General features: G+C 43.5%; 20 protein-coding genes and 1 pseudogene. 12 read left to right on the forward strand and 9 right to left on the reverse strand.

What is annotated here, in order from left to right; genetic code table 11:
- Positions 1 to 216: 216 nt before the first annotated feature.
- From HEQ19_09155 to HEQ19_09170, 5 genes and pseudogenes are all read left to right on the forward strand, one after another.
- Positions 217 to 1,980 (forward strand): iron uptake porin, encoded by a 1,764-nt coding sequence (locus HEQ19_09155; protein ID WYL99669.1) that lies wholly within the window; start codon positions 217 to 219, stop codon positions 1,978 to 1,980.
- 178 nt (positions 1,981 to 2,158) lie between these two features.
- Complete coding sequence (locus HEQ19_09160; GenBank protein ID WYL99670.1) at positions 2,159 to 2,596, forward strand: Rrf2 family transcriptional regulator; 438 nt, start codon at positions 2,159 to 2,161, stop codon at positions 2,594 to 2,596.
- A gap of 654 nt (positions 2,597 to 3,250) precedes the next feature.
- Complete coding sequence (locus HEQ19_09165; protein WYL99671.1) at positions 3,251 to 3,940, forward strand: DnaJ domain-containing protein; 690 nt, start codon at positions 3,251 to 3,253, stop codon at positions 3,938 to 3,940.
- 274 nt (positions 3,941 to 4,214) lie between these two features.
- Positions 4,215 to 4,547, forward strand: a pseudogene (locus HEQ19_30780) (6-carboxytetrahydropterin synthase).
- Between the two features lie 66 nt (positions 4,548 to 4,613).
- Complete coding sequence (locus HEQ19_09170) at positions 4,614 to 5,480, forward strand: 6-carboxytetrahydropterin synthase (GenBank protein WYL99672.2); 867 nt, start codon at positions 4,614 to 4,616, stop codon at positions 5,478 to 5,480.
- A 553-nt stretch (positions 5,481 to 6,033) separates the two neighbouring features.
- Here HEQ19_09170 and HEQ19_09175 read toward each other — a convergent pair.
- Genes HEQ19_09175 through HEQ19_09185 form a run of 3 tightly spaced genes read right to left on the reverse strand, consistent with a single transcriptional unit; the run spans position 6,034 to position 8,523 of the window.
- Positions 6,034 to 6,591, reverse strand: a complete 558-nt coding sequence (locus HEQ19_09175; protein WYL99673.1) for a Uma2 family endonuclease — start codon at positions 6,589 to 6,591, stop codon at positions 6,034 to 6,036.
- A gap of 50 nt (positions 6,592 to 6,641) precedes the next feature.
- Entirely contained in the window at positions 6,642 to 7,610 is a 969-nt protein-coding gene (locus HEQ19_09180) for a PrsW family glutamic-type intramembrane protease (protein ID WYL99674.1), read from the reverse strand.
- Positions 7,603 to 8,523: a class I SAM-dependent methyltransferase gene (locus tag HEQ19_09185; GenBank protein ID WYL99675.1), complete on the reverse strand. Its 921-nt coding sequence runs from the start codon at positions 8,521 to 8,523 to the stop codon at positions 7,603 to 7,605. The genes HEQ19_09180 and HEQ19_09185 overlap by 8 nt, the downstream gene beginning before the upstream one ends.
- A gap of 1,166 nt (positions 8,524 to 9,689) precedes the next feature.
- Here HEQ19_09185 and lpdA point away from each other — a divergent pair.
- The 5 genes from lpdA to HEQ19_09210 all read left to right on the forward strand — a co-directional run bounded on the left by lpdA (position 9,690) and on the right by HEQ19_09210 (position 15,735).
- On the forward strand, positions 9,690 to 11,120 hold the full coding sequence (gene lpdA, locus HEQ19_09190) for a dihydrolipoyl dehydrogenase (protein WYL99676.1): 1,431 nt from the start codon (positions 9,690 to 9,692) through the stop codon (positions 11,118 to 11,120).
- Between the two features lie 224 nt (positions 11,121 to 11,344).
- Positions 11,345 to 12,235 carry an indole-3-glycerol phosphate synthase TrpC gene (gene trpC / locus HEQ19_09195; protein WYL99677.1) on the forward strand — a complete coding sequence of 297 codons (891 nt, stop codon included), beginning with the start codon at positions 11,345 to 11,347 and terminating at the stop codon, positions 12,233 to 12,235.
- 192 nt (positions 12,236 to 12,427) lie between these two features.
- A complete protein-coding gene (locus tag HEQ19_09200) occupies positions 12,428 to 12,679 on the forward strand; it encodes a DUF5340 domain-containing protein (GenBank protein WYL99678.1) in 252 nt (83 codons plus the stop codon).
- 635 nt (positions 12,680 to 13,314) lie between these two features.
- Entirely contained in the window at positions 13,315 to 14,424 is a 1,110-nt protein-coding gene (locus HEQ19_09205) for an RRXRR domain-containing protein (GenBank protein ID WYL99679.1), read from the forward strand.
- A 156-nt stretch (positions 14,425 to 14,580) separates the two neighbouring features.
- On the forward strand, positions 14,581 to 15,735 hold the full coding sequence (locus HEQ19_09210) for an alanine--glyoxylate aminotransferase family protein (GenBank protein ID WYL99680.1): 1,155 nt from the start codon (positions 14,581 to 14,583) through the stop codon (positions 15,733 to 15,735).
- 314 nt (positions 15,736 to 16,049) lie between these two features.
- On the opposite strand, the gene HEQ19_09215 is transcribed toward HEQ19_09210, so the two are convergent.
- The 3 genes from HEQ19_09215 to tnpA form a co-directional block, all read right to left on the reverse strand.
- Entirely contained in the window at positions 16,050 to 16,277 is a 228-nt protein-coding gene (locus HEQ19_09215; protein ID WYM03327.1) for a DUF2949 domain-containing protein, read from the reverse strand.
- 595 nt (positions 16,278 to 16,872) lie between these two features.
- Positions 16,873 to 17,382, reverse strand: coding sequence for a DUF192 domain-containing protein (locus HEQ19_09220; protein ID WYL99681.1), 510 nt, complete (start codon positions 17,380 to 17,382; stop codon positions 16,873 to 16,875).
- 358 nt (positions 17,383 to 17,740) lie between these two features.
- Complete coding sequence (gene tnpA / locus HEQ19_09225; protein WYL99682.1) at positions 17,741 to 18,145, reverse strand: IS200/IS605 family transposase; 405 nt, start codon at positions 18,143 to 18,145, stop codon at positions 17,741 to 17,743.
- A 74-nt stretch (positions 18,146 to 18,219) separates the two neighbouring features.
- Between tnpA and HEQ19_30785 the strand changes: the two genes are divergently transcribed.
- Both HEQ19_30785 and HEQ19_30790 read left to right on the forward strand, forming a co-directional pair.
- Complete coding sequence (locus HEQ19_30785; protein ID WZI67150.1) at positions 18,220 to 18,672, forward strand: helix-turn-helix domain-containing protein; 453 nt, start codon at positions 18,220 to 18,222, stop codon at positions 18,670 to 18,672.
- A gap of 57 nt (positions 18,673 to 18,729) precedes the next feature.
- Positions 18,730 to 19,617, forward strand: coding sequence for a transposase (locus HEQ19_30790; protein ID WZI67151.1), 888 nt, complete (start codon positions 18,730 to 18,732; stop codon positions 19,615 to 19,617).
- Positions 19,618 to 19,730: 113 nt separating this feature from the next.
- On the opposite strand, the gene HEQ19_09235 is transcribed toward HEQ19_30790, so the two are convergent.
- The 3 genes from HEQ19_09235 to HEQ19_09245 all read right to left on the reverse strand — a co-directional run bounded on the left by HEQ19_09235 (position 19,731) and on the right by HEQ19_09245 (position 23,624).
- Positions 19,731 to 20,417, reverse strand: a complete 687-nt coding sequence (locus HEQ19_09235) for a response regulator transcription factor (GenBank protein ID WYL99683.1) — start codon at positions 20,415 to 20,417, stop codon at positions 19,731 to 19,733.
- An 814-nt stretch (positions 20,418 to 21,231) separates the two neighbouring features.
- Complete coding sequence (locus HEQ19_09240) at positions 21,232 to 22,149, reverse strand: NAD(+) kinase (GenBank protein ID WYL99684.1); 918 nt, start codon at positions 22,147 to 22,149, stop codon at positions 21,232 to 21,234.
- Between the two features lie 476 nt (positions 22,150 to 22,625).
- Positions 22,626 to 23,624, reverse strand: coding sequence for an SDR family oxidoreductase (locus HEQ19_09245; protein ID WYL99685.1), 999 nt, complete (start codon positions 23,622 to 23,624; stop codon positions 22,626 to 22,628).
- Positions 23,625 to 23,662 lie beyond the last annotated feature (38 nt).

Consider the following 23,662-nt stretch of genomic DNA (forward strand, 5'->3'; position numbering starts at 1 on the left):
TGTTGTATAATGATGTGCTATGAAGATGTGTTTTTGCCCAAGATAATTAGATGAATTTTCAACAACAAGTTAATCAGTTATTAGCTGGGCAAAAACTAAAATTGTAGTAGTAGCAATTATGCCTGATTAGATAAAATGAGAAATAGATAGCCCATTTTTGAGAATTAGGTGCAACGAACACAATTATCTATACAAGGTGTGAGGAGAAAATCAAAGATGTCTAATATATTGTGGAAATCCCTGGTAGTAAGCAATGCAGTTTTGGGAGCAACGTTGTTAGTTTCGGCAGCAGCGATCGCAGCTCCAACTACCACCGCAGAAGTAGCCCCCTCTGTAGAACCAGCCAGTGCGGAAGTAGCCCAGAAGCCAGCAGAAATATTGGCTCAAGCTAGCCCAACCAGCGATGAGTCGAAAGTTTTAGAGCAAGTTACCCGCTACAGCAAAGAAGGTAGCAATACCCAGGCGCAAGTAACATCAGTTTCGCAGTTTTCCGACGTACAGCCCACCGACTGGGCATTCCAAGCCTTGCAGTCCTTGGTTGAGCGCTATGGTTGTATAGCAGGTTATCCCAATAGTACATATCGCGGAAACCGTGCTTTGACCCGTTATGAATTTGCTGCTGGTTTAAATGCCTGTTTAGATCGGGTTAACGAATTGATTGCCACAGCCACAGCTGACTTGGTAACAAAACAAGATTTAACAACTTTACAGCGTTTACAAGAAGAATTTTCCGCAGAACTAGCAACCTTACGCGGTCGTGTAGATTCTTTAGAAGCACGTACTGCTGAATTGGAAGCAAATCAGTTTTCAACTACAACCAAACTAGCTGGTGAAGCGATTTTCGCGGTAACTGATGCTTTCGGTGGCAAAACTGATAGTGCTAACAATACGGTCTTCCAAAACAGAGTACGGTTAAGCTTAAACACCAGCTTCACCGGTAAAGACATTTTGACCACCCGTCTGTCATCTGGTAATGCGACAGGCTTTGCATTGAGAAACAACGCCAATGGCCCTATTACTACTGCAGAAGGTACACAAACGTTTCAAGTAGGTAGCACTGGTAATAACAATGTCACACTAGACCGCTTGACCTATGAAGCTCCCATCGGACCTGCTCAAGTTTATATCGCGGCTACTGGTGGGCAACATAGCCATTATGCTGCTGTTAACAACCCTTACTTCTTTGACAAAACCGACGGTGGTAACGGGGCTTTGTCTACCTTTGCTTCTGAAAACCCCATCTACCGGATTGGCGGTGGCGCTGGTATAGGCGTCAGCATACCTTTTAGTCCAAAAATTGGCCTTGGTATATTGAAGCCAAGTTCTATCACAGTGGGTTACTTGGCATCTAATGCTAATAATCCTACAAATACAGATATTAAGGGTAATGGTTTGACCAATGGTAGCTATGCTGCTCTAGGACAGTTGAACGTAGCTGTTGGTGATCGCGTGGCTTTAGCTGCCACCTACACTCACGGTTATCATACTGCTGGTAGTAGTTTGTTTGATGGCGGTATTGGTATAAATAATGTTGCCGGATCTGGAATTGTAGGTACAGGTTCCGTCAACACTCTAAGTGCAACAAAAGCATCTTCCAGTAATTCCTACGGTATTTCGGCAGCATTCAGACCGAGCGACAAACTGTCAATTAGTGGCTTTGTTTCTTACCATAGTGTCTTAGGCGAAGGTCCTGGCTCTATCGGTAAGTATCAAGCTTGGAGCTATGGTGCTGGGGTAGCTTTACCTGACTTCGGTAAGAAGGGTAACGTATTGGGTATTTTCGCTGGCGCTCAACCCTATGCACTTAACCGATTCGGTGGCGATACTAAAGTACCTTACCAGATTGAAGGCTTCTACAAGTATCGCTTGTCTGATAACATCTCAGTCACCCCTGGTGTTATCTGGTTGACAGCTCCTGGTCAGAGCAACAATACAGACAATGCGATTATTGGTACTCTGAGAACAACATTCACCTTCTAGAACTTTTCAGTGAACAGTTAACGGTTGACTGTTCAGTGTGAAAATTTGTCGGAACATTTGGGAAAATCTTGATCCCCGCCATTTGGTGGGGATTTTTATTTTTGGTGTTGATAACTAACAAACCCCACCGGAGAACCGGAGTATACTAGAAAAAGTTAGGACTAATTTAGGGTAGCCTGTGGAACTATCGTGTAAATCAGAATATGCAATTCTTGCATTATTAGAGATGGCCACTAATTACCAAAGTGGCGAACCCCAGCAAATTCGACAAATTGCAGCACAGCAAAATATCCCCGACCGCTATTTAGAGCAGCTACTGGCGACTTTGAGGCGTGGGGGTATAATCAAGAGTCAACGGGGGTCTAAAGGTGGCTATCTGTTGGCGCGAGAACCTAGGAAAATTACAATTTTAGAGATATTAGAATGCTTGGAAGGGTTAGATGTGCGGCCGTCCGCTCAGGAGGTCAATTCTAGAACAGTAGACAGTTCTGTGATAGAAGAGATTTGGCAAGAAGCATGTCAGGCTGCAAATTCAGTATTGCAAAAATACACTCTTCAGGAACTTTGTGAAAAAAGAGATTCCCTGCGACAGGTCGATATTATGTACTACATTTAGTCCAAGGTCCAGTTATATAGCGTTTCTCGCCCTAGTGAGGTACATCGGTAAGGGCACGGCAGTGCCGTGCCCCTACATCGCGTGATACAATTTTGTACCTCATCTGAATAGGAAGTGCTATATCTCAGCAGTAAAGTGACTAAGCTTTACCCTTACCGGGTATTCCTGTAAAATTGATAGATGAAGTGATTACTGTCACAGTTGACACTCTCAGGTCTAAAGACACTGAGATTCTACAGACAGAGTAAAACTCTCGCTACGACCGTCAAACGCCGTCTACCTAGTCACTCTAAGTCAAGCTTAGGTTTCTAGCTACTTTTATTTTTTCCAATGCTTTGGTGAATCCATCACTAAGCCAAGACGCGGTACGCTCCGCAACAAGCCTTTATTTGCTCTTTCCTGTCATACTGCGCCAGGACTTAAACCTAACCGTTGTTTCATAGGAGCCGGGATTTCTCCGATACTAGGATGCTTCAACACGTAGATGTTTTTTGTTCTTACTCACGCTCTAATTTTAACACAAATACCACTGCGACTAAAGTCGCTCGTGCCGCTTCCCTCTCAGCACTGAAGTGTCTGAGTTTCCCGCATCCCGCGAGGTTCTATGAAGAAGCGAAGCTAGTCGCTAGCGTCAGCTAACTATCAATCGGATCAATGGTGAATTCTAATCATTACGAAACCCTACAAGTTAGTCAAAATGCTACTCAAGCGGAGATTAAGCAAGCTTATCGCCGCTTGGTAAAATTATTTCATCCTGACAGTAATCACCAAACAGCAGACAAAGAGCAGATTATCCACATCAATGCAGCGTATGAAGTTTTAGGCGACACTCAAAGTCGCCTTAATTATGACCAAAAACTGCGTGATAGCTCCCAAAAATTCCAGAGCGATCGCCAACAGCGTACCGCATCTGCTCAACAGCATTACCAAGCGACACGGAAAAGGGGAAGAGATGTTGATGAGCAAGTCGAAGAATGGCTACGTCTAATTTATCAACCAGTCAATCACTTGCTTTGTCGCATTCTCAATTCCCTAGAGGAGCAAATCGACACACTAGCCGCTGATCCCTTTGATGATGAATTATTAGACGAATTTCAAGAATATTTACAATCCTGTCGCCTTGACCTCAAGCAAGCCCAAATTACTTTTCGTTCTCTACCGAATCCACCTAGTCTAGCAAGAGCGGCGGCTCACCTTTACTATAGCCTCAATCAAGTAGCCGATGGACTGGAAGAATTAGCATATTTCCCCTTGAGCTACGATGAGCGTTATTTGCACACAGGTCAAGAATTATTCCGCATCGCTACGAGATTGCACTGTGAAGCCCAAGCATCTGTTACATAGTTAAGGGTCAAGGGTCAAGGGTCAAGGGTCAAGGGTCAAGGGTCAAGGGTCAAGGGTGAATCTTTGGACTTTGGACTTTGGACTTTGGACTTTGGACTTTGGACTTTGGACTTTGGACTTTGGACTTTGGACTTTGGACTTTGGACTTTGGACTTTGGACTTTGGACTTTGGACTTTGGATTTTGGATTTTGGACTCTACGAAGTAGCAGAAATTAGTTTATGCTGGAAATAGTATAAAGTTAAGAAATTTTAAATTCTGCTCCCAAAATACTCATGCAATGCATTATTAATCGCCGTGCTAAGTTTTCGGCAAATCATCGCTATTTGTTACCAGAACTGAGTGCATCTGAGAACCTTGAGAAATTTGGTCCTACCTCAAAATTCCCAGGACTTGGGCATAATTACGTCTTATTTATCTCCCTTGCTGGGGAATTAGATGAATATGGTATGGTACTGAACTTGTCAGACGTGAAACACGTAATCAAGCAAGAAGTGACAAGCCAACTAGATTTTTCTTATCTCAACGATGTGTGGGCAGAATTTAAACAAACTCTACCCTCCACTGAGAATGTAGCAAAGGTAATCTGGCAAAGGCTAGCGCCCCATTTACCTCTAGTTCGTGTCCAGTTGCTTGAACATTCTCAACTTTGGGCAGATTATATGGGAGAAGGGATGGAAGCCTATCTTACCATTAGCACTCACTTTAGTGCCGCCCATCGGCTGGCTCCTAACCTCAGTCCAGAGGTTTACGGTAAGTGTACCCGTACCCACGGACACAACTACCATCTAGAAGTCACCGTGAAAGGTAAAATCGACCCACGGACGGGTATGATTGTAGATTTAGGCGCTTTGAATCGAATCGTAGAAAATTTTGTAGTGGAGCCATTGGATCACAACTGTTTAAACGAAGATATTCCTTACTTTGCTCAAATTGTGCCTACGACTGAAAATATCTCACTTTACATTTATAATTTGCTCAAATCACCCATCCAAGAATTGGGCGCGGAACTGTACAAAGTGAAGTTGTTTGAAAGTGCTGAACTTTGGGTAGACTGCATGGGAGAAGGAACGGAAGCTTATTTCAGCGTCAGTACTCACTTTAGCGCCGCCCATCGCCTGGCTGACCCTAACCTCAGTAACGAAAAAAATAGCGAGATTTACGGTAAGTGTGCGCGTCCTCACGGTCACGGACACAACTATCATCTAGAAGTCACCGTGAAAGGGGAGATTGATCCACGCACCGGTATGATTGTCGATTTAGGTGGTTTGCATCAGGCGATTAAAGATTATGTGGTAGAACCATTCGACCACAGTTTTTTAAACAAAGACATTCCTTACTTTGGTGAAGTCGTACCCACTGCTGAGAATATCGCACTTTACATTAGTAATTTATTGCGATCGCCTATTCAGGAATTGGGTGGCAAACTTTACAAGGTGAAATTGATTGAGAGTCCGAATAATTCTTGTGAAATCTATTGTTCTGAGTCGGAATCTAGCTCAGTTTCTCTAGCGAGTCAGCCTGTGTTGACAAGAGTTTAGAGATTTTTATCGCTATAGTAGGGTGCTAGGGCGTGTTTTCAAACTATTTGTTTAGCCTGATAAATTTTTAGATACCCCTAAATCCACACGATATGATACCAGCTGTAGGGGCACGGCATTGCCGTGCCCCTACTCGCTCCTACATGTGTCAGCGTTTTAGTGGTATTGCATAAGACTTTGAAATCGCGGGACTAGGGATTTGAGAAGTTTGTGATTCTCGACAGATTTTTGGCATCCCTAGCACCCTATATGACAATACAGTTCAGTTAAGGAAAATTGTCGTAGGGGCACGGCACGAATAAAATTGTCGTTAGAAGAAAAAATTGTGGATGCCGTGCCCCTACAGTGTATATCATTCGAGGCTAACTCAACTGTATTGCCCTATATGACTGTGACACCTGCGTAATATCAAATCCGGGTGATTGCATATGGTATTTGTAGGGGCACAGTAGGGGCACAGCACTGCTGTGCCCTTACAGTTTGTGTGACCGTAACCGGATTTGATATAATTCCTGAATTCTAATATCTGCGTCTATCTAAAGCCACAACGCCGTTAAAAAAGTTTACTTACTAAACATTTAAATCCGGGTAGCACAGGACTTGTTAACTCATCTTGCTCAAATAAAGTAGCTGCTAACTTTAAGGTAGCCTGTTCGCGGCGATAAACTTCCAGTTTTTTTTGAGTGCGATCGCAAATCCAATATTCTAGAACTCCCTGGACTGAATAAAGTTTTAGCTTCGTTTCCTTGTCCCGTTTTTCATTTTTTTCGCCGGGAGAAAGAACTTCTATGATTAACTCTGGTGCGCCTGTTAGGTGTCCGGCTTCGTCTAGGAGGCGTTCCAAGCGTTCATTACTTGCCCATACCACATCAGGAATCACATTGTCAGCATCTGAGAAAATAATTCCTGGTGCTACTGCTGGTTTACCCAGTCCAGTTTCCTCTGACCAATTCTTCAGAACTGTAACAATGTTGGTGCATGTCGTCTGATGCTCCCAATGTGGTGATCTGGTCACAAATAACTCTCCATCAATAATTTCATAGCGATTTCTGCGATCGCCTGCAAATAGCTCTAGGTCAGCAGTCGTCCAACGCACTGGAGTTGTTTGCATAGAAACCCCCTAGCATTTTTCCCATTAATTATATTTTATATTGCCTCTTCTTAAAAATACCGTCGCCTGGCTAAACGTCGCAAATAACGATAAATCAACCACGCTACAACTGCGAAAACTAGATTAAATAGGCATCGACTAAGTATATACCACAAAATATCAGGATAAAAAAGCTGCGACCCCCTTAAGGGGCTAAGTTTTTTGAATAAGAGAAATAAGCCAAAAATCGCATTTCCACCTAGTATCAGGGCAAACAGTATTAAACCTCTTTGCCAATAACGTTGCTGGGGTGTGTAGCCTGATATCAAGGTAATTGGGGGTTTGCCTTGCACTCTTCGCAGTAATTGTTCCAGTCGCCAAAACATCCACAACAGGAAGGGAAAGAAACCATAACCGAGGAAACTTAGTGGTACTGAATAACGCCAGGTGCTAGATAGGACATTCACTAGAGCATGACAGAAGACAGAATTTAGCCATGCTGTGGGAATCAACTTCCGGTTTTGGCGTAACCGAATGTTAGCACAGATATATATTGCTAGGGCATACCCCCAAGGGGCAGAAAACATAGCATGGACTGGCGTACCGATACTACGCTCAAAAATTGATGCTATACCGTTAACTAGGTAATTCCAGTTCTCTTGGGCGGTGAATCCCAAGGCCACGGCGATGGTAAAGAGAAAAACGGTACTAGGGCGTAATTGATACCTGCGCTGCAGATACCAAGTTGGGACAATAACCGCTAGCAACTTGCAGCCTTCTTCAATTGGACCGATTTCTACCAGTTGTCTCAAGGCTATACCAGGGAGGAATCGCTGTAACCGTTGCCAATCTACAACGCTATTGGCTACAGTTTCAAAAGCCCATTCTAGATTGAGGGCGATGTAACCAGATATGCCTCCTAGAATGAAGAACAACAGCAAGCGAAATAATGATGGAGCTGTTGTAACGCGAGAATAGTAGTAGCTAAGAAGCACCAAGGGTGGTACAATTGACCACAAAATTACAGAGTAATTAGCCACGCACTTGAGCAATTACAGTCCGATGACGGGGACTATTGGGAGTAATGCTAGGAGTTTGGAAACCCGCCTCCACAATCGCTTGCTCAAGATCCAAGGTGAAATATTGATCTAAATATGGTTCAGTACTTTTGAGTAGGGTCAAAATATAAGGTGCCATTTTCTGGTAACTTTCCGATTTGGGATTCATATCCATAATCCCTAAATAACCACCCGGACGCAACAACCGCCGCGCTTGTGCCAAAATTTGTCTAGTTGCTGACTGGGGTAATTCATGGCAAACTAGGAAAATGGAGACTAAATCAAAAGATGCATCAGGTAGCCCACTAGATTCAGCAGCCGCATGAACCCAATTGATTTTAGCTTGACGTTGTTGTGAGCGATAGTTGGCAACCGCTAAGAAGTAGGGAGATAAATCTAACCCGGTCATTTTAGCTTGGGGATAAAGTTCTTGTAGCGCAAAGGTACTTAAACCCACACTGCATCCCAAATCTAAAATATCTTGTGGTTGCTTAGAGATTTGGTTTTTGAGGATAACGTGGTAACTTTGGCGCAGTCTAGAATCACCTTCAGCCTGGAAACCTTGCCAAATCTTAGCGTGGACAGCATAAGCAGCAGATTCCACCTCAAAAGCCGCTTGCCAACTGAGATTACCGGTTTGGTAGGCGTGAAATGAGGTAAGGTAATAGTCTGGGTAGGAAAGCTGAGGATTTTCTACTTTGTCTAAATCGGTTGTCCAATCACGAGCCTGTAGTTTCTTTACTTCTTGTATCCAAAACACACCAATCTTTTCGGCGCGTTTAATCATCATTTGTCTAGCTTGATGCTTGGCTAGGTTAGCTAAAGGCTTAATTGCCAGTAGACCATTTACCAAACGGGAAGCTAAACCAGGAGCAGAGTTTACAGTAGTAGTCATAAATTAATTCGCGTTTAACAGCCTCTTTCACTTATACAAGAAAGTGGGCTTTGAGCAAAGAGTTGTTTCCAGGTGATCTTCGATGCATTTCCATTGCTCTTGGATGCAAATACAAAACCGTAGTTCATCTAAATTGAATCCCCAGCGGGCACAATCAAAGCTTAATCGTCACCCCGTGAATCAATTTTGGATTTTGGATACTTCGACTTCGCTCAGTACAAGTTTTGGATTTTAGATTGACCCCATGCACGCCACTTGCTTTAAGCCGGGAAACCCGTCCACCGCAGTGGCTTATGAATGCAGGGGCTTCCCTACGGGACGCTGCGCGAACAATTAAAATTTTTTGATACTTCTCTACGAGAGGCTACGCCAACGACTTCCCTGCGGGACGCTGCGCGAACGCTCAGTACAAGTTTTGGATTTTAGATTTATTAAGCGAATAAATTCGGGGGCTTGGGACCAGTTTAGATTTTAAATTTTGAATCTTCAATTCCATTATTTAAAATCTAAAATCTAAAATTCGGTGACAAACCAAGGCGCCACTTACCATCTTTACCCACCGCATCATCAGCTGCTGATATGTCTAGCGCCATTTGTCACTCAGGCGATTTCAAAAGGCGTTAGGCTTGGCGCCATCCCTAGAGTCATCGGGTGACAAGCATAAATCTAAGGTGGTCGGGGGGAGTGACCTTTGTCGCAAGGCTTTTTGGCAGTGGGTTTTTACGAGAATTGAGCCGGCGCGATGGCGAAGCCCGCCGCAGGCATCGCGACTTAATAATCATATCGGTGAGCAGTTGGGGGAGATATTGGATCGCGAAAAAGCAGCCGGGCGTCCGGTTAAACTGGTGAGGATGAAAGTGGCGGCGCACGCGGCGCGGTTGTTATTCAGGGAATTGGGCAGGCACAAAGATGAGTGAGGAGTATTATGAATTATCACCAAGAGAAGCCGAGGTATTCGATTTGATATCAAAGGGAATGTCAATTGACGATTTTTAGTATAACTTAAGATTAAGTAGCTAAAATTTACTATAATACTGAAGAAATTCAGTCTCTTCGCCTGCTAGCTTAAATCATAATTTGATATAGCAATAGTCAAACCTCAACGGGGTTGGAGTAGTTGCTGGTCAAGTTGAGAATAAATAGGCGAAGCACACGGGGAAACTAACGTGAGTCAGGGATTTGATTACGATTTAGTGATTATAGGCGCTGGTGTAGGCGGACATGGTGCAGCCCTACACGCAGTCAGTTGTGGTCTGAAAACAGCGATTATCGAAGCGGCTGACATGGGGGGAACTTGTGTTAACCGAGGATGTATACCGTCGAAAGCGCTGTTGGCTGCTTCTGGACGTGTGCGAGAGTTACGCAATGCTCACCACCTCAAGTCGCTAGGAATTCAAGTTGGTAGCGTAGAATTTGATCGTCAGGCGATCGCCAATCATGCACACAATCTTGTCTCGAAAATTCAAGGCGACTTAACCAATAGCCTCAAACGTCTGGGAGTCGATATTATCAGGGGTTGGGGAAAACTAGCTGGTACGCAAAAGGTCAGTGTAACTGCTGATGGTAGTGAAAAAACAATCACAGCTAAAGATATTATTCTCTCCCCCGGTTCAGTGCCTTTCGTACCTCCAGGCATTGAAGTAGACGGCAAAACCGTATTTACTAGTGACCAAGGTGTAAAGTTAGAATCGCTACCAAACTGGGTGGCAATTATTGGCAGTGGTTACATCGGCTTGGAATTTTCGGATATTTACTCAGCCTTGGGCTGTGAAATCACCTTGATTGAAGCCCTAGACCTGCTAATGCCAGGATTTGACCGTGATATAGCCAAACTCGCCGAACGGGTGCTGATTACTCCCCGCGATATTGAAACCAAAGTGGGGATATACGCCAAAAAAATCATCCCTGGTTCACCAGTGGTCATTGAGTTAGCAGATTTTAAAACCAAAGAAGATGTAGAGGTGATTGAGGTCGATGCTTGTCTAGTCGCCACCGGACGTATCCCCGCCACAAAAAATCTTGGCTTGGAATCTGTCGGTGTGGAACTTGACCGCAGGAATTTTATCCCCGTCGATGACCGCCTAGCTGTGCTATCAGGTGGTGAAGTCATACCCCATCTCTGGGCTATTGGCGATGCGAATGGCAAAATGATGCTCGCCCACGCCGCTTCTGCTCAAGGCATCGTCGCCGTAGAAAATATAGTTGGGCATCAGCGCTTAATAGATTATCGTAGCATCCCAGCAGCGGCCTTTACTCACCCAGAAGTTAGCTATGTGGGCTTAACCGAAACACAAGCACAGGAATTGGGTGCAACGGAAGGATTTGAAATAGCCACAAGTAGAAGTTACTTCAAAGGAAATTCCAAAGCACTCGCAGAAAATGAAGCTGACGGGATCGCCAAGGTAGTCTATCGCAAAGACACAGGGGAAGTCTTGGGCGTCCACATTTTTGGACTCCACGCCTCAGACCTGATCCACGAAGCCTCAGCAGCGGTTGCTAACCGCCAATCAGTCCAAACTCTCGCTCATTTAGTTCACGCCCACCCGACACTTTCTGAAGTGTTGGATGAAGCCTATAAACGAGCGATCGCTTCTTAGTCCAAAGTCAAGGGTCAAGAGTCCAAAGTCAAGAGTCAAGAGTCCAAAGTCAAGAGTCCAAAGTATTTGACCCTTGACCCTTGACCCTTGACCCTTGACCCTTGACCCTTGACCCTTGACCCTTGACCCTTGACCCTTGACCCTTGACCCTTGACCCTTGACCCTTGACCCTTGACCCTTGACCCTTGACCCTTGACCCTTGACCCTTGACCCTTGACTAAATTATGCAAATCCGTCGCCGTTCACCTAACGTAACTGTTAATGTTTCTATAATTAGTTATCAGGTTGCTATGCCTGATGGTGAGCCAAACAACATTTTGGAGGAAATTGTCTGGCAAAAAGAAATAGAAGTTGACCAAATGCGCGAAAGACTACCTTTGCAAGAATTGCAGAAGCAGGTACTCTTAGCACCGCCAACCCGTGATTTTTTTGCCGCCCTGCGACAAGGTAAGACAACACCAGCGTTAATTGCCGAAGTCAAAAAAGCTTCTCCTAGTAAAGGGGTATTACGGGAAAATTTTGACCCAGTAGAAATTGCTCTTGCTTATGAACAAGGCGGCGCTAGTTGTCTTTCTGTACTTACAGATACCAAATTTTTTCAGGGTAGCTTTGATAATTTAGCTAAGGTTCGCGCTGCGGTCGATTTACCACTACTGTGTAAGGAGTTTGTCATCTCTCCTTACCAAATGTACTGGGCGCGTCTTCAGGGAGCAGATGCTGTGTTATTGATTGCGGCTATCCTCTGCGATCAAGATTTGCAATACTTCGTCAAAATTGCCAAAACTCTCAACATGACAGCTTTGATCGAAGTTCACAACCTAGAAGAACTTGACCGTGTGTTAGCCTTAGAAGGTGTATCTTTGGTAGGAATCAACAATCGGAATTTAGAAGATTTTTCTGTTGACCTGCAAACCACTTGTCAACTACTGGCGACAAGAGGTAAACAATTGCAAGAACGGAACATCTTGGTTGTCAGTGAATCAGGATTACATCATCCAGAACACCTGAATTTGGTAGCCACAGCAGGTGCATCCGCCGTACTGATTGGCGAGTCTTTGGTGACACAAGCAGATCCAGCCTTGGCGATCGCCCAAATATTCCCTGGGCGTTTGTAAGCAAGTCTTCCCAGGCTTGACAAAAGCAGGGCAATAGGCAGTGCAAAGCATCGCCAAGTTCTTTGCTAAATCTTCATAACCTACACCTTTAACCCTACCTGCAATAACTTGTTGTCTATGTAACAATTTAGTTAGCAACAATTCAACTGTAACTCAATCAAAATCCCTAAATTGAAATATCATACCAACTTCATGGAGCAAATTCCTCTGCCTTCACCGATCCACTACGAACTGATACTGCAACTCTTAGAAAGACAAACCATGTCAGCAGTAAATAAAAACCCGGATTTACGGCATCAGGTGAATCAGCTAATTATTACTCTCCGTAAAGCTGCTGTCCAGCAAAAGCAGTTAGAAGAAATTTGTCAGTTTTCCTCTATGGCTGTTGATCACCGTTGGTCAATCAACCATCATCGTGCGGAAAAGGTTGTCACCCCCGATTGATTCAGACCATTCCACCTGATATCTCAACTTCGACACTCCAGTTTTGGCTTGTCTACCATTCTTATGTAGGTATATTCCTCAACCGTCAGCACCAAAAGAGACAATAGGCAACTAAACCTAACTGGGTAAAGTTGCTTTGATTGTCTTATTCTACAGATAACCCTACTCCTAAAATAGGTAATATTTATACCATCTGTTTAACCATTGAGAACAAATTAATTTTTACAAGACCTACTCTGCGGGCACATATATCTTCCTTCTGTCATGTTGGTCAAGGGTCAAGGGTCAAGGGTCTTGGTTTTTGGACTTTTGACTCTTGACAAGCTCCCTTATAAGATAAATTTTGATAATTTATTGTGGCTGTATCCGAATTTGTGAGATTGTAGATAACTTAGAGAAACTGGATCAGAAATGTCAACTACCCACACTGACTGAATACAGTACAGTGTGGGCTTGAAAGAATCAGCTTTCAAAGCAAAAGATGACTAGCCCAGTAGCTCTTACCTGATACGTACCTCCGAGCGTTTCCCTAACTCGGAATAACTACAAACTACCTGATTAGTAGTGCTTGCAGAAAGGACATTTTGGTAATAGTGGGCTAAGGGACTTACAACTTACACGAGAGGATTATCTCCATGATTCGTGTGACAGTGTTAGATAAAAACGGTAAACCCATGATGCCAACAAAAGCCAGTAGAGCTAGACGTTGGCTAAAGGAGGGGAAGGCAAAGGTTATTCATAATGACCTAAATGTTTTTGGCGTTCAGCTATTAGCAGAAGCGTCTGGTTATAATCAACAGCCTATAGCTTTAGGTTTAGACCCTGGCAAGAAATTTACTGGCATAGGAATACAAACATCCAAATTTACCTTGTTTATGGCGCATCTCGTTTTACCATTTTCAGATGTCACCAAAAAGATGGATGGTAGACGATTATTAAGACGCGCTAGACGTGGCAGAAGGATTAACCGAAAGGTTTCATTTAAACAACGTGCCCATCGTCAAAAAAGGTTTAACAACCGCAAACAGAATAAATTACCTCCCAGTATTCGTGCTAACAAGGAATTGGAATTACGAGTTACCAAAGAATTAGTAAAATTATTCCCCGTAACTCAAATCACTTATGAATACATCAAAGCGAAAGGCGACAAGGGTTTTAGTCCAGTGATGGTAGGTCAAAAAGTGATGCTGCAATGGCTATCTGAAGTCGCGCCAACCAACATACAAGAGGGATGGCAGACTTCAATACTCAGACAGCAATTAGGGTTATCCAAAGACAAGAAAGATAAGTCAAAACAAACTCCAGAAACCCATGCCCATGATGGGATTGCGTTGGCATCTAGTAACTTTATGCGGTTTGAGAAGTTTCACACTGCCAATAGTCGGGGACATCGCTGGGTGGGGGAGGTAACAATTACGCCAGCATCGTTTCGGATAATTTCAAGACCAAAGTTATTTCGTCGTCAACTTCATTTTGAAAACCCAGTTAAAGATATTCATAGCAACAGAAAGCGCAAAGGTGGAACAATTACGCCATTCGGATTACGTTCTGGTGACTTGGTGAAAGCTGAAAAGGCGGGTAAATTTTATATTGGCTGGATTGGTGGCTATACGCAGACTGCAAAAACTAAAAAAGTTTCTGTGTATGACCACAATTGGCACAGGTTGGGGCAATTCAGCCCATCAAAAGTGCAATTAATTAAGCGGAGTACGAGATTATGCGTTGCAGTCGAAGAGATTGTTTGATTTGTCGCTGTCCTCCTTCCTCTCTTACCTACGGTAAGAATTGGTCGCAGGACGCAACAAATCAAACCCACAATTCCTCCCGACACCGAATCATAGATTACGGTGTGGGACTCCTTGCGGGTTTAGTTGAATTTTATTTGAATTTAGGACAAACATATGGACGATAAGCTGATGCTAATGATTCCTGGCCCAACGCCGGTGCCAGAAGCTGCTTTACTGGCATTAGCCAAGCACCCAATTGGACACAGAACTAATCAATTTAGCAAAATCTTGGCTGAGGTGACAGAAAACCTCAAATGGCTGCACCAAACTCAAAGTGATGTGTTGACGCTAAATGTTAGCGGTACTGGTGCGGTGGAAGCGGGAATCATTAATTTTCTGTCTCCAGGCGATCGCATTTTGGTTGGTTCCAATGGTAAATTTGGCGAACGCTGGGTAGAAGTTGGTCAAGCCTATGGTTTAAATGTCGAAGCTGTGACTGCTGAATGGGGAAAACCCCTAGATCCGGCGCTATTTGGCGAAAAACTAGCAGCGGATACCCAAAAGCAAATCAAAGCTGTCGTCATCACCCACAGCGAAACCTCAACTGGTGTATTGAATGACTTGGAAGCCATCAATCGCCACGTCAAAGCCCACGGTGAAGCCCTAATTATTGTTGATGCGGTAACTAGTTTAGGCGCGTTCAATTTACCAGTAGATGCTTGGGGTTTGGATGTAGTCGCCTCTGGTTCGCAAAAAGGTTATATGATCCCACCAGGATTGGGATTTGTTTCTGTCAGCCCCAAAGCTTGGGAAGCTTACAAAACTGCCAAATTACCGAAGTATTATCTGGATTTAGGGCAGTATCGCAAATCGGTAGCGAAAAATACTACCCCCTTCACTCCGCCTGTGAACTTAATCGTGGCCTTGCACACCACGTTAAGAATAATGAAAGATGAGGGTTTAGAATCAATATTTGGTAGACACCAAAGGTTGAAGAATTCTACCCGCGCTGCAATTAAAGCCTTGAATTTACCATTGTTTGCGGATGATAATTATGCCAGTCCGGCAATTACATCTGTAGCCCCAGAAGGGATTGAATCAGATAAAATTCGGTCATTGATGAACAAGCGCTTTGATATTGACCTCGCAGGCGGTCAAGACCATCTGAAAAACAAAATTTTCCGGATTGGTCACTTGGGCTTTGTGAGCGATCGCGATATTCTTAGCTGTATAGCATCCTTAGAGGTAGTTCTGTCTGAACTCGGTTACAAAAACTTCACCCCAGGCGCTGGTGTGGCTGCTGTAGCTAAAGTGTTGAGTCAGTTGTGAGTTAGCAGTTAGCAGTTAGGACACCCACACCAACTTTGCTTGGTCAATTGATTTGTTAGTAGTTGCGCTACCCTACGGGAAAGCTGCGCTAAAGCGCAACTACGAACAATTTATTTGTTGCTGTTTGAATATTTTTAACTTAAATACTTAGTTACTACATTTAAAGCCAAGATAAACCATTCCAAATCCGGGAAACGCTGACGGTGTAATCATTCTGAATTTTCACCCTTGATTTCGTTCTAGGGAAAGATTTTGAATTTTGAATTTTGAATTTTACGTAGCACTACTAGATTTTAGGTCAAGTTTTACAATACCTATGCCGTCTCTAGCCAATCATAAATTTGTTCTAACTGTTCGAGATTAATCAAACCGTATTGCCAAAGAATCATGGGTAAAGGCCCTGGATCTTGCTCTCGATGTCGCAGCGCTACAGCCAACGAAGCGGTAGAAATTGCCAAATCTTCCTGTAAAAAATGAATCAGTCTAGAATATGTTGATGGTGCCATTTGGATCTCACCTCCTAGGCCAGTGTGTATTGTCATATATTCGGTTGCCATTTCTCCGTACCCAGTAGCCAGTATTTTATCTGTCACTGTGGTATTACTGTTTGAACAGCAAAGCACAGCTTATCGGATTTTGCTCGCAGAGATTGATCTCCAAGAGTTGCTAAAAAATTTCCAGTTGAGTGATACTTGTCGAGTTAATTCTCAAGTAGCACTTTCCTAGACTTAATTGGTTGTTTTCGGTTTCAATGGGCTATTCAACACTGACATTGCAAAAAATAGCTCTTGCAATCGCCAACCTGTAAGGGTTGGGTAGGTTAACCTTTTTCTTTTTACAGCAGTGTTTTATTTAATTACACATGTAGTAACAAAGATTCCATAGCTTATAGTCCCTTATTTGCGACTATTTACACGTACGCCAAAAGGAAGATTTTTCGCCGCCAAAGTTTAAAACTCTGATTCCACTCTGGAAAAAGAAAAGCTTCCCTTAATTGGCAAGAGATTCAATAGTAGCTTAATAATTCGATATCTTAGCATACCACTAGATACATTTTTTACTAAAAATTATTTTGTAATATTTTCCAGAGGCTTAAAAAATAAACATTTCCAAACATTTTCTCCGGGAAGCTGCGGACTAGAGAAATTGTATTTTAACCTGATCGCCTACCTTCAAACCTAATTCCGCAGAGCGTCCAGACCGCAGTTCCAGCACTGTATCAATTAATTTATTAGGTCCATAGGTGGGACAAGGCTCACTAACACAGGGAGGGGTAGCAGCGTGAATGTACTTCACAACTCCTTTCTGGATAAAGATAATATCTAGTGGGATGAGTGTATTTTTCATCCAGAAGCTGACTGGACGGGCGTTCGGGAACTTAAATAGCATCCCCCGGTCATCCGCCAAAGATGTCCGATTCATCAGTCCAATCTCCTGCTGTTGTGGCGTCTTTGCTACTTCCAACTGAATGACTGCGTTATTGGGAAAAATGGCTTTAGCGGAAATGGGTAGTGTTTGACTTACAGGGACTGGCGCTTGAGTAGGAGAGTCTGAGGTGGTGGTGGGAGGATTGGCTGTGGTTGGTGGGGAACACCCCATCAGCAAAAAACTCAACAATATGGCAAAAAAGCTTAATTCACGAAGCATATTCAATTATCAATTTTGTAATTTAGATTTCGATTTTAGCAAAAGTTCAACGGCGACAAAGCCCACATGTTGTAGTTGTTCCTTTTTTGACTCATACATTAACTGTGTCACAGTATACTATAAAAATCCAGGTAAATTAAAAATCCCACCTCTTTGCTGATACCGAGTTGCAAATGGTAGGATGGTAGGTCTACTCCCTAACGCTAAGTAAAAATCAGGGTTTTTAGCTAGATCAGCAGAAGCCTCACACCCACTCGAATGGGTGTGAGATGAATGCGCGGGAGTGGGGAGAGATAGTGATTAATGCTTTTTGGCGTAGCCAAAACAATTAATTACTATGTCGAGCCATGACCCATATTCATTCTGGACTATTTTGATTCTCAATATATTCTTTAAGCTTTGAAATTGTTACTCCACCGCAACTGGCTACAAAATAAGATCCGTTCCAAAAGACATCTTTCCAGAAGAACTTTTCTAGATGTTCTGCATATTCTTGACGTAATTTGCGCGAAGTTACTGATTTGACGTTATTTACCAATTTACTAAGCTGTAAATCTGGGTGGTACTGAAATAGTAGGTGGACATGATCCTCTTCTCCGTTGAATTCTACTAACTTGCAATCCCACTTTTGGAGCAAGTCAACTAAAATATCCTCCAGTCGTTTTAACATTTCTAGAGTAAAGGCCTTGCGTCTATACTTTGTCGTCAAAACTAAGTGAGCCTTTAAATCACTCACTGACCGACCAATTGAAGTCAAAATCATTTTTCATCAAAAATAAAGAACATTATGGTATTATTGGTGTAGCCTTGAATCATAATAGCCATTCAGCTAATAGGATGAAAGTAACCTACCAGTACCGACTAGAGTCGAAATCAAGTCAGAAACTAATTCTTAACGAATGGTTGAGAATTTGTCGGTACTGGTATAACCGCCAATTGGGTGAACGCTTCTCTTGGTGGGAAAACAACCGCCATGCCGTAAATAGTTGTCCAATCTTTGTAACTAAACTCCCTGAGCTACTAGACCGACCTAACTATTACAGTCAGAAGCTCCAGTTACCAGCCATCAAAAAAGACTTGAGCATTGTGCAATGGTCGGGCGAGTTACTTGACTTCAAAAGCGTAGATTCAACCGTTCTACAAGATGTTTGCCAGCGAGTTGATAAAGCTTTCGAGCGTTTCCTGATTGGGGATTCTAACGGTAAACGTTCTGGAAAACCACGCTTCAAAACTGAGGCAAGTTTTAAAACCATGACGTTGGCAACGGCTAATAATGAATGGATCAGGTGAAAACGCAAAAACTGGCTATATATTCGCTTGCCCAAATTGGGGATGCTTAAGGTTCTGATGCACCGACCCATACCTGACGGATTTACCCTTAAACAAATTAGCCTTACTAAAAAGGCTGATAGCTGGTATATCCAGATGATATTAGAATTGGTATCTGTACCGAATCAAACGACCAAATTTATCCCTAATTGGGACAACTCAATGGGGATTGATGCTGTTTTGCAAGGCGATGACTATCTTGCAACTTCAGAAGGTGAAAAACTCCCATCTTTAAAGCCATTACGTAAGAATCAAGCCAAGCTAGCTCGTATTTCTATTAAGAGAAACCAACGCAAGAGAGGAGCTAAATCTCGGCGTAAATTGGCAAAACGTGAAGCCAAACAGCATCAAAAAATTGCTAGAAGTCGTAAAGATTTCCAGTACAAAACGGCTCATAAACTTGTCAGAACTGGAAAGAAATTTTTCTTCTACGAAGACTTAAACCTCAAAGGGTTAACCCGACGCAATAAAACCAAACAGGATGAGAATGGAAGTTATCTTCCCAATGGACAGTCTGCTAAGTCAGGACTGAATAAGTCATGGGCTGATGGTGCTTTTGGACAATTCTTTGAAATTCTGGAGTGCATAGCCGAAAAAGCTGGTGCTGTAGCAGTTTCACAGAAGCCACAATATAGTTCAATGATTCTCAGCTACCGCAATGAAATTATTTTTACTGATTGCAGTATCAGAGAATATTGGGATGAGCAAAATACTTTGATGGTTGACCGCGACATTAATGCAGCAGTCAACTTGAAAAGACTGGGGTTGGGCATTTTCCCCAGTATAAAAAGCCGTAGTGGGAAACTGGACATAGTTGGAACTATGGACGATAGTACCACGGAGGAAATCCTTCATACCCTTCATCGGGCTGTTGGAAGCCTACACTTACCGCTTGCGGAAGTGTAGGAGATGTCACTGTTGTTGAATGATTTGTAGGGGCGCAAGGCCTTGCGCCCGGAACCACAATCTTCCTGACATAGCCGATACAACGGGTGTTCCCCCCTATTGGGGGTAGCAGCTTAAGATTCTCTTAACACGTACCCGACGCCGCGCACCGTTTGAATGAGGCGCTTTTGACCTTCATCTTCGATTTTCAGCCGCAAATAGCGAATATACACTTCAATTACATTCGACTCTCCCATAAAGTCGTAACCCCAGACATTTTCCAAAATTTGTTCGCGGGTTAACACCTCACGAGGATGTTCCATTAAAAACTTTAAAAGTTCAAATTCCTTCATGGTCAAATCAATCACCCGTCCATTATGGATAGCGCGACGGGTACTGATGTCTAAGACTAGATCACCAAAGCGTAACTGCTCTGTAGTATCGACATCAGGTTTTAAGTAGAGACGAATCAACTTCAAAAAGTCTTCTGAGCGGTAGGGTTTGAGGATGTAATCATCAGCGCCAGCTTCTAAACAAGCGACACGATCATCAACGGTATCCCGCGCCATTAAGACCAGCACAGGCGATCGCATACCAGAACTTCGGAGATTTTTGCACAAAGAAAGTCCTGATTCTCCCGCTAGCATTCGATCTAAAACAATTAAAGCAGGCTGGCGATCGCGACAATGTTGCAAACCACTGGCCGCATCAGTAGCCCAAATAGAGTCATAGCCGGCTTCAAGCAAATCGAAAGAAAGCTGATTTGCTAGAGTCTCATCAGTTTCAACCACCAAAACACAGTCCCTGTGAGCAACTACCATATAAAGAAAGCTTGGGTTGAGGATTTTGGATTGTACAGACGTTCCAGAGTCCGTCTGTACATGCTTTAGAGATATAATTTACGAATTTTTGATGATAGAGAAGCCGTGATTAGTCATCAGTAGACAATTACTTTATAACTGTTCACTGATAAATGATGAGATCCTGCCTTTGGATGTTTTAGCACGTTCAGGCATAAAGTATCGACTTATCGCAATTTTAATCATCTATTCCAAATACCATTCCGACACCAGCAATTCTGGAAGGAAAAGAATTGGGGATTGGGGATTGGGGATTGGGGATTGGGGAAATGAGAACTCGTGACATACTCCCACACTGACTGCAAGCAGTACAGTGTAGGCTTCTCAGCGACTCCCGGTATTCCGTCGGACATTAACTGAAGCTCACTTTTGAGTCCACGAGATGCCCCTCCGCAGACTTTGTAGCTTGCTTCCCCATAGGGGTACAAGTACCAAAAAGTATGTTCTACCTTAGTACCGCTAGAATTTTACCCATTCACGGAGCATACACAAAATGTCTATTCTTGAATGGAACCCCATATTCTAGATTGTCTAGGTTCAGTGTACAACCAGCATTTTCGGCTTTGTCTGTACTTATTTATAATACCATTAATTGCAGCATTAGCCTTAAGAAATATAATCAATATGGGTCATGGTTCGACATAGTAATTAATTGTTCTGGCTACGCCAAAAAACATTAATTACTATCTCTCTCCATTCCCGCGCATTCATCCCACACTCCTAAAAGTGAGTGTGGGGCTTCTGCTGTTTTAGCTAACTCCTAACTTTTAACCGACTAAGGTAATTCTACCGAAGTGGGTTTGGCAATATGTGGTAGACCCCAACCCAATTTTTCTCGCAAAATACGGAAAAATTCTGGACGTTGTAGGCGAATGAATCGAGCGTTATATTGCGCTCGCTCTAAATGTACCCGATCCTCTGAGAGAATATAGCATCCCCCATTACCGTCTACCACCATCACCAGCCGAGGAATATTGACTGGATAGATGTTTACTGGTTCTGTATCGGGAAACACTAATGCTCTGGAAGCTAGGGAATGGGGACAAATGGGCACTAGCTGTAATACGGGTACGCCAGGGGTAACAACTGGACCACCTGCGCTCAAGGAATATGCTGTAGAACCAGTTGGTGTTGAAACAATCACACCATCTGCGGCTATGTCAACTGGCGCATGACGCCCGACAGCAATTTCAAAATGGCACATTGAAGTCAATGGTTCTCGATGCAGCACCATTTCATTCAAGCATAGGGCTTCCCAAAGCACTGACTCTCCGCGCAGCACTTTGACATTGAGCATTGCTCGCTCTTCAATTTCATACTGACCCGTCTTTACCTGTTCGATGGCTTGGGGTAATTGGTTGAGGTAAACCTCTGTCAAAAACCCCATGTGTCCTGTATTCACGGTTAAAAGTGGGATACCGCAGGAGGCGACCTGACGAGAAGCAGCCAAAACAGTGCCATCCCCGCCTAATACGACCGCGAATTCCATTTCTGAGTCAAAACCAGGGGGCGTCAGAGCTTCAATAGGGGTGTGACATACAGGACTATCAGGATCAGAGTAGCCAAGTATTCCACCAACACTTGTTGTCATAGACACATGCCAACCGGCAGCGGTTAGCTCGTCTTTCAGTTCGACAGCGACACGACTCGCTATCGGTTTAATGTCATTGTAGATAATGCCTGCTTTCGGCACATTCAAATATCCAAACTTTAGGCGACGCTCTGTATTATGCTAATCCTTACACATTTTTGACAATGTAATCATAAGTTTTAGAGTCAAAAGTCGAAAATCCACAGTCCCTTGACCCTTGACCCTGCGAATTTTAGATTTTAGATTTTGGATTTTAGATTTTTTGGCGTACGAGCAAGACCCATAGCGATAGCGCAGCGTTAGCGTTCCACTATGTGGAAGCAAGCTACGCATAGCGTCCGCACCAGAAGGGTACCAGAAGGGTGTGCCTAACAAATCCAAAATCCAAAATCCTTGAGCAAGGTACCCTTGTGGTCGGGGTCAATCCAAAACTTGTACTGAGCGAAGTCGAAGTATCCAAAACTTGTACTGAGCGTTCGCGCAGCGTCCCGCAGGGAAGTCGTTGGCGTAGCCTCTGTCTGCGACACGCTACGCGAACGCAGAGAAGTATCCAAAATCCAAAATCGGTTGACCCTTGACTATTGACTATTGACTTTTGAAGACTGTTTAAACGGAGTTTTTTTGTTTTTTTGCTTTTTGGTTTTATTTTTCTCGTAGTCTAACTCTTTGAGTTTTTTCATAATTCGGCTGAAGTATTCTTGCAGGTAGCTTTCTAGGGTGGTGGTTTGTTGTTGGTCTAACCCAAATAATTGATATACCTCAGTCATTGAGGCGTTTAAGGGTCTACCACTGGCTAAGACTTCTGTAAATGTTAGTCGATCTGCTACGTTCCATCCCCACTGAAAGAACCGCAGGCAGCTACGGACGGTACGTAGTAAATTTATCGGCATTCGCGTTACTCTGGCGTCTTTTCCAGATAAGCGTTCACATAGGTTAATAATTTCCTCTGCACTCCAAGCACGAGTACCCACTACGGGGAAAGCCTGTTTTTCGGTTTCTGGGACACTCAATGCGCGGATCGCAAATTTAGCAATGTCTTGAGTATCCATGTAGGCGACTGGAGAAGATTCACCTGTTACCCAAACTGGCTGGTTTTCCAAAATTGGAATCCCATATTGACCGATTAAGCCTTGCATAAAGCCAGCTAACCGTAAAATGGTGTAATTGATCCCAGACTCAGCCAGAAAAATTTCTGTACATCGCTTAATTTCCATTAGCGGTACTTCTGGGTACTTATCTGCATCCAAAATCGAAAAGAAGATAAAACGCTCTACACCCGCAGCCTTAGCGGCTTGAATCAATGCTACTTTACCATCCCAGTCCACCTGTTTAATACTCAGTGAATCTGTGGCACGAGATGTGGCTGCATCAATGACTGCGGTTATACCTTCCAATGCGCCGGTTAGGGTTTGGGGGTAACTCAAATCTCCCGATACCAGTTCGGCACCCCATTCTTTCAGAAAAGCAGCTTTTTTGGTACTCCGGACAAGACAGCGTACCTTATACCCCTCATCGATAGCACGACGAGCCACTTGTCTTCCTAATGTGCCTGTAGCACCGACTATTAATAGTGTCATGAGGGTTGTAACAAATTTTAAAGTTATATGAAAGCAAT

It is taken from the genome of Gloeotrichia echinulata CP02 (genome assembly GCA_038087035.1).
Classification (GTDB): Bacteria; Cyanobacteriota; Cyanobacteriia; order Cyanobacteriales; family Nostocaceae; genus Gloeotrichia; species Gloeotrichia echinulata.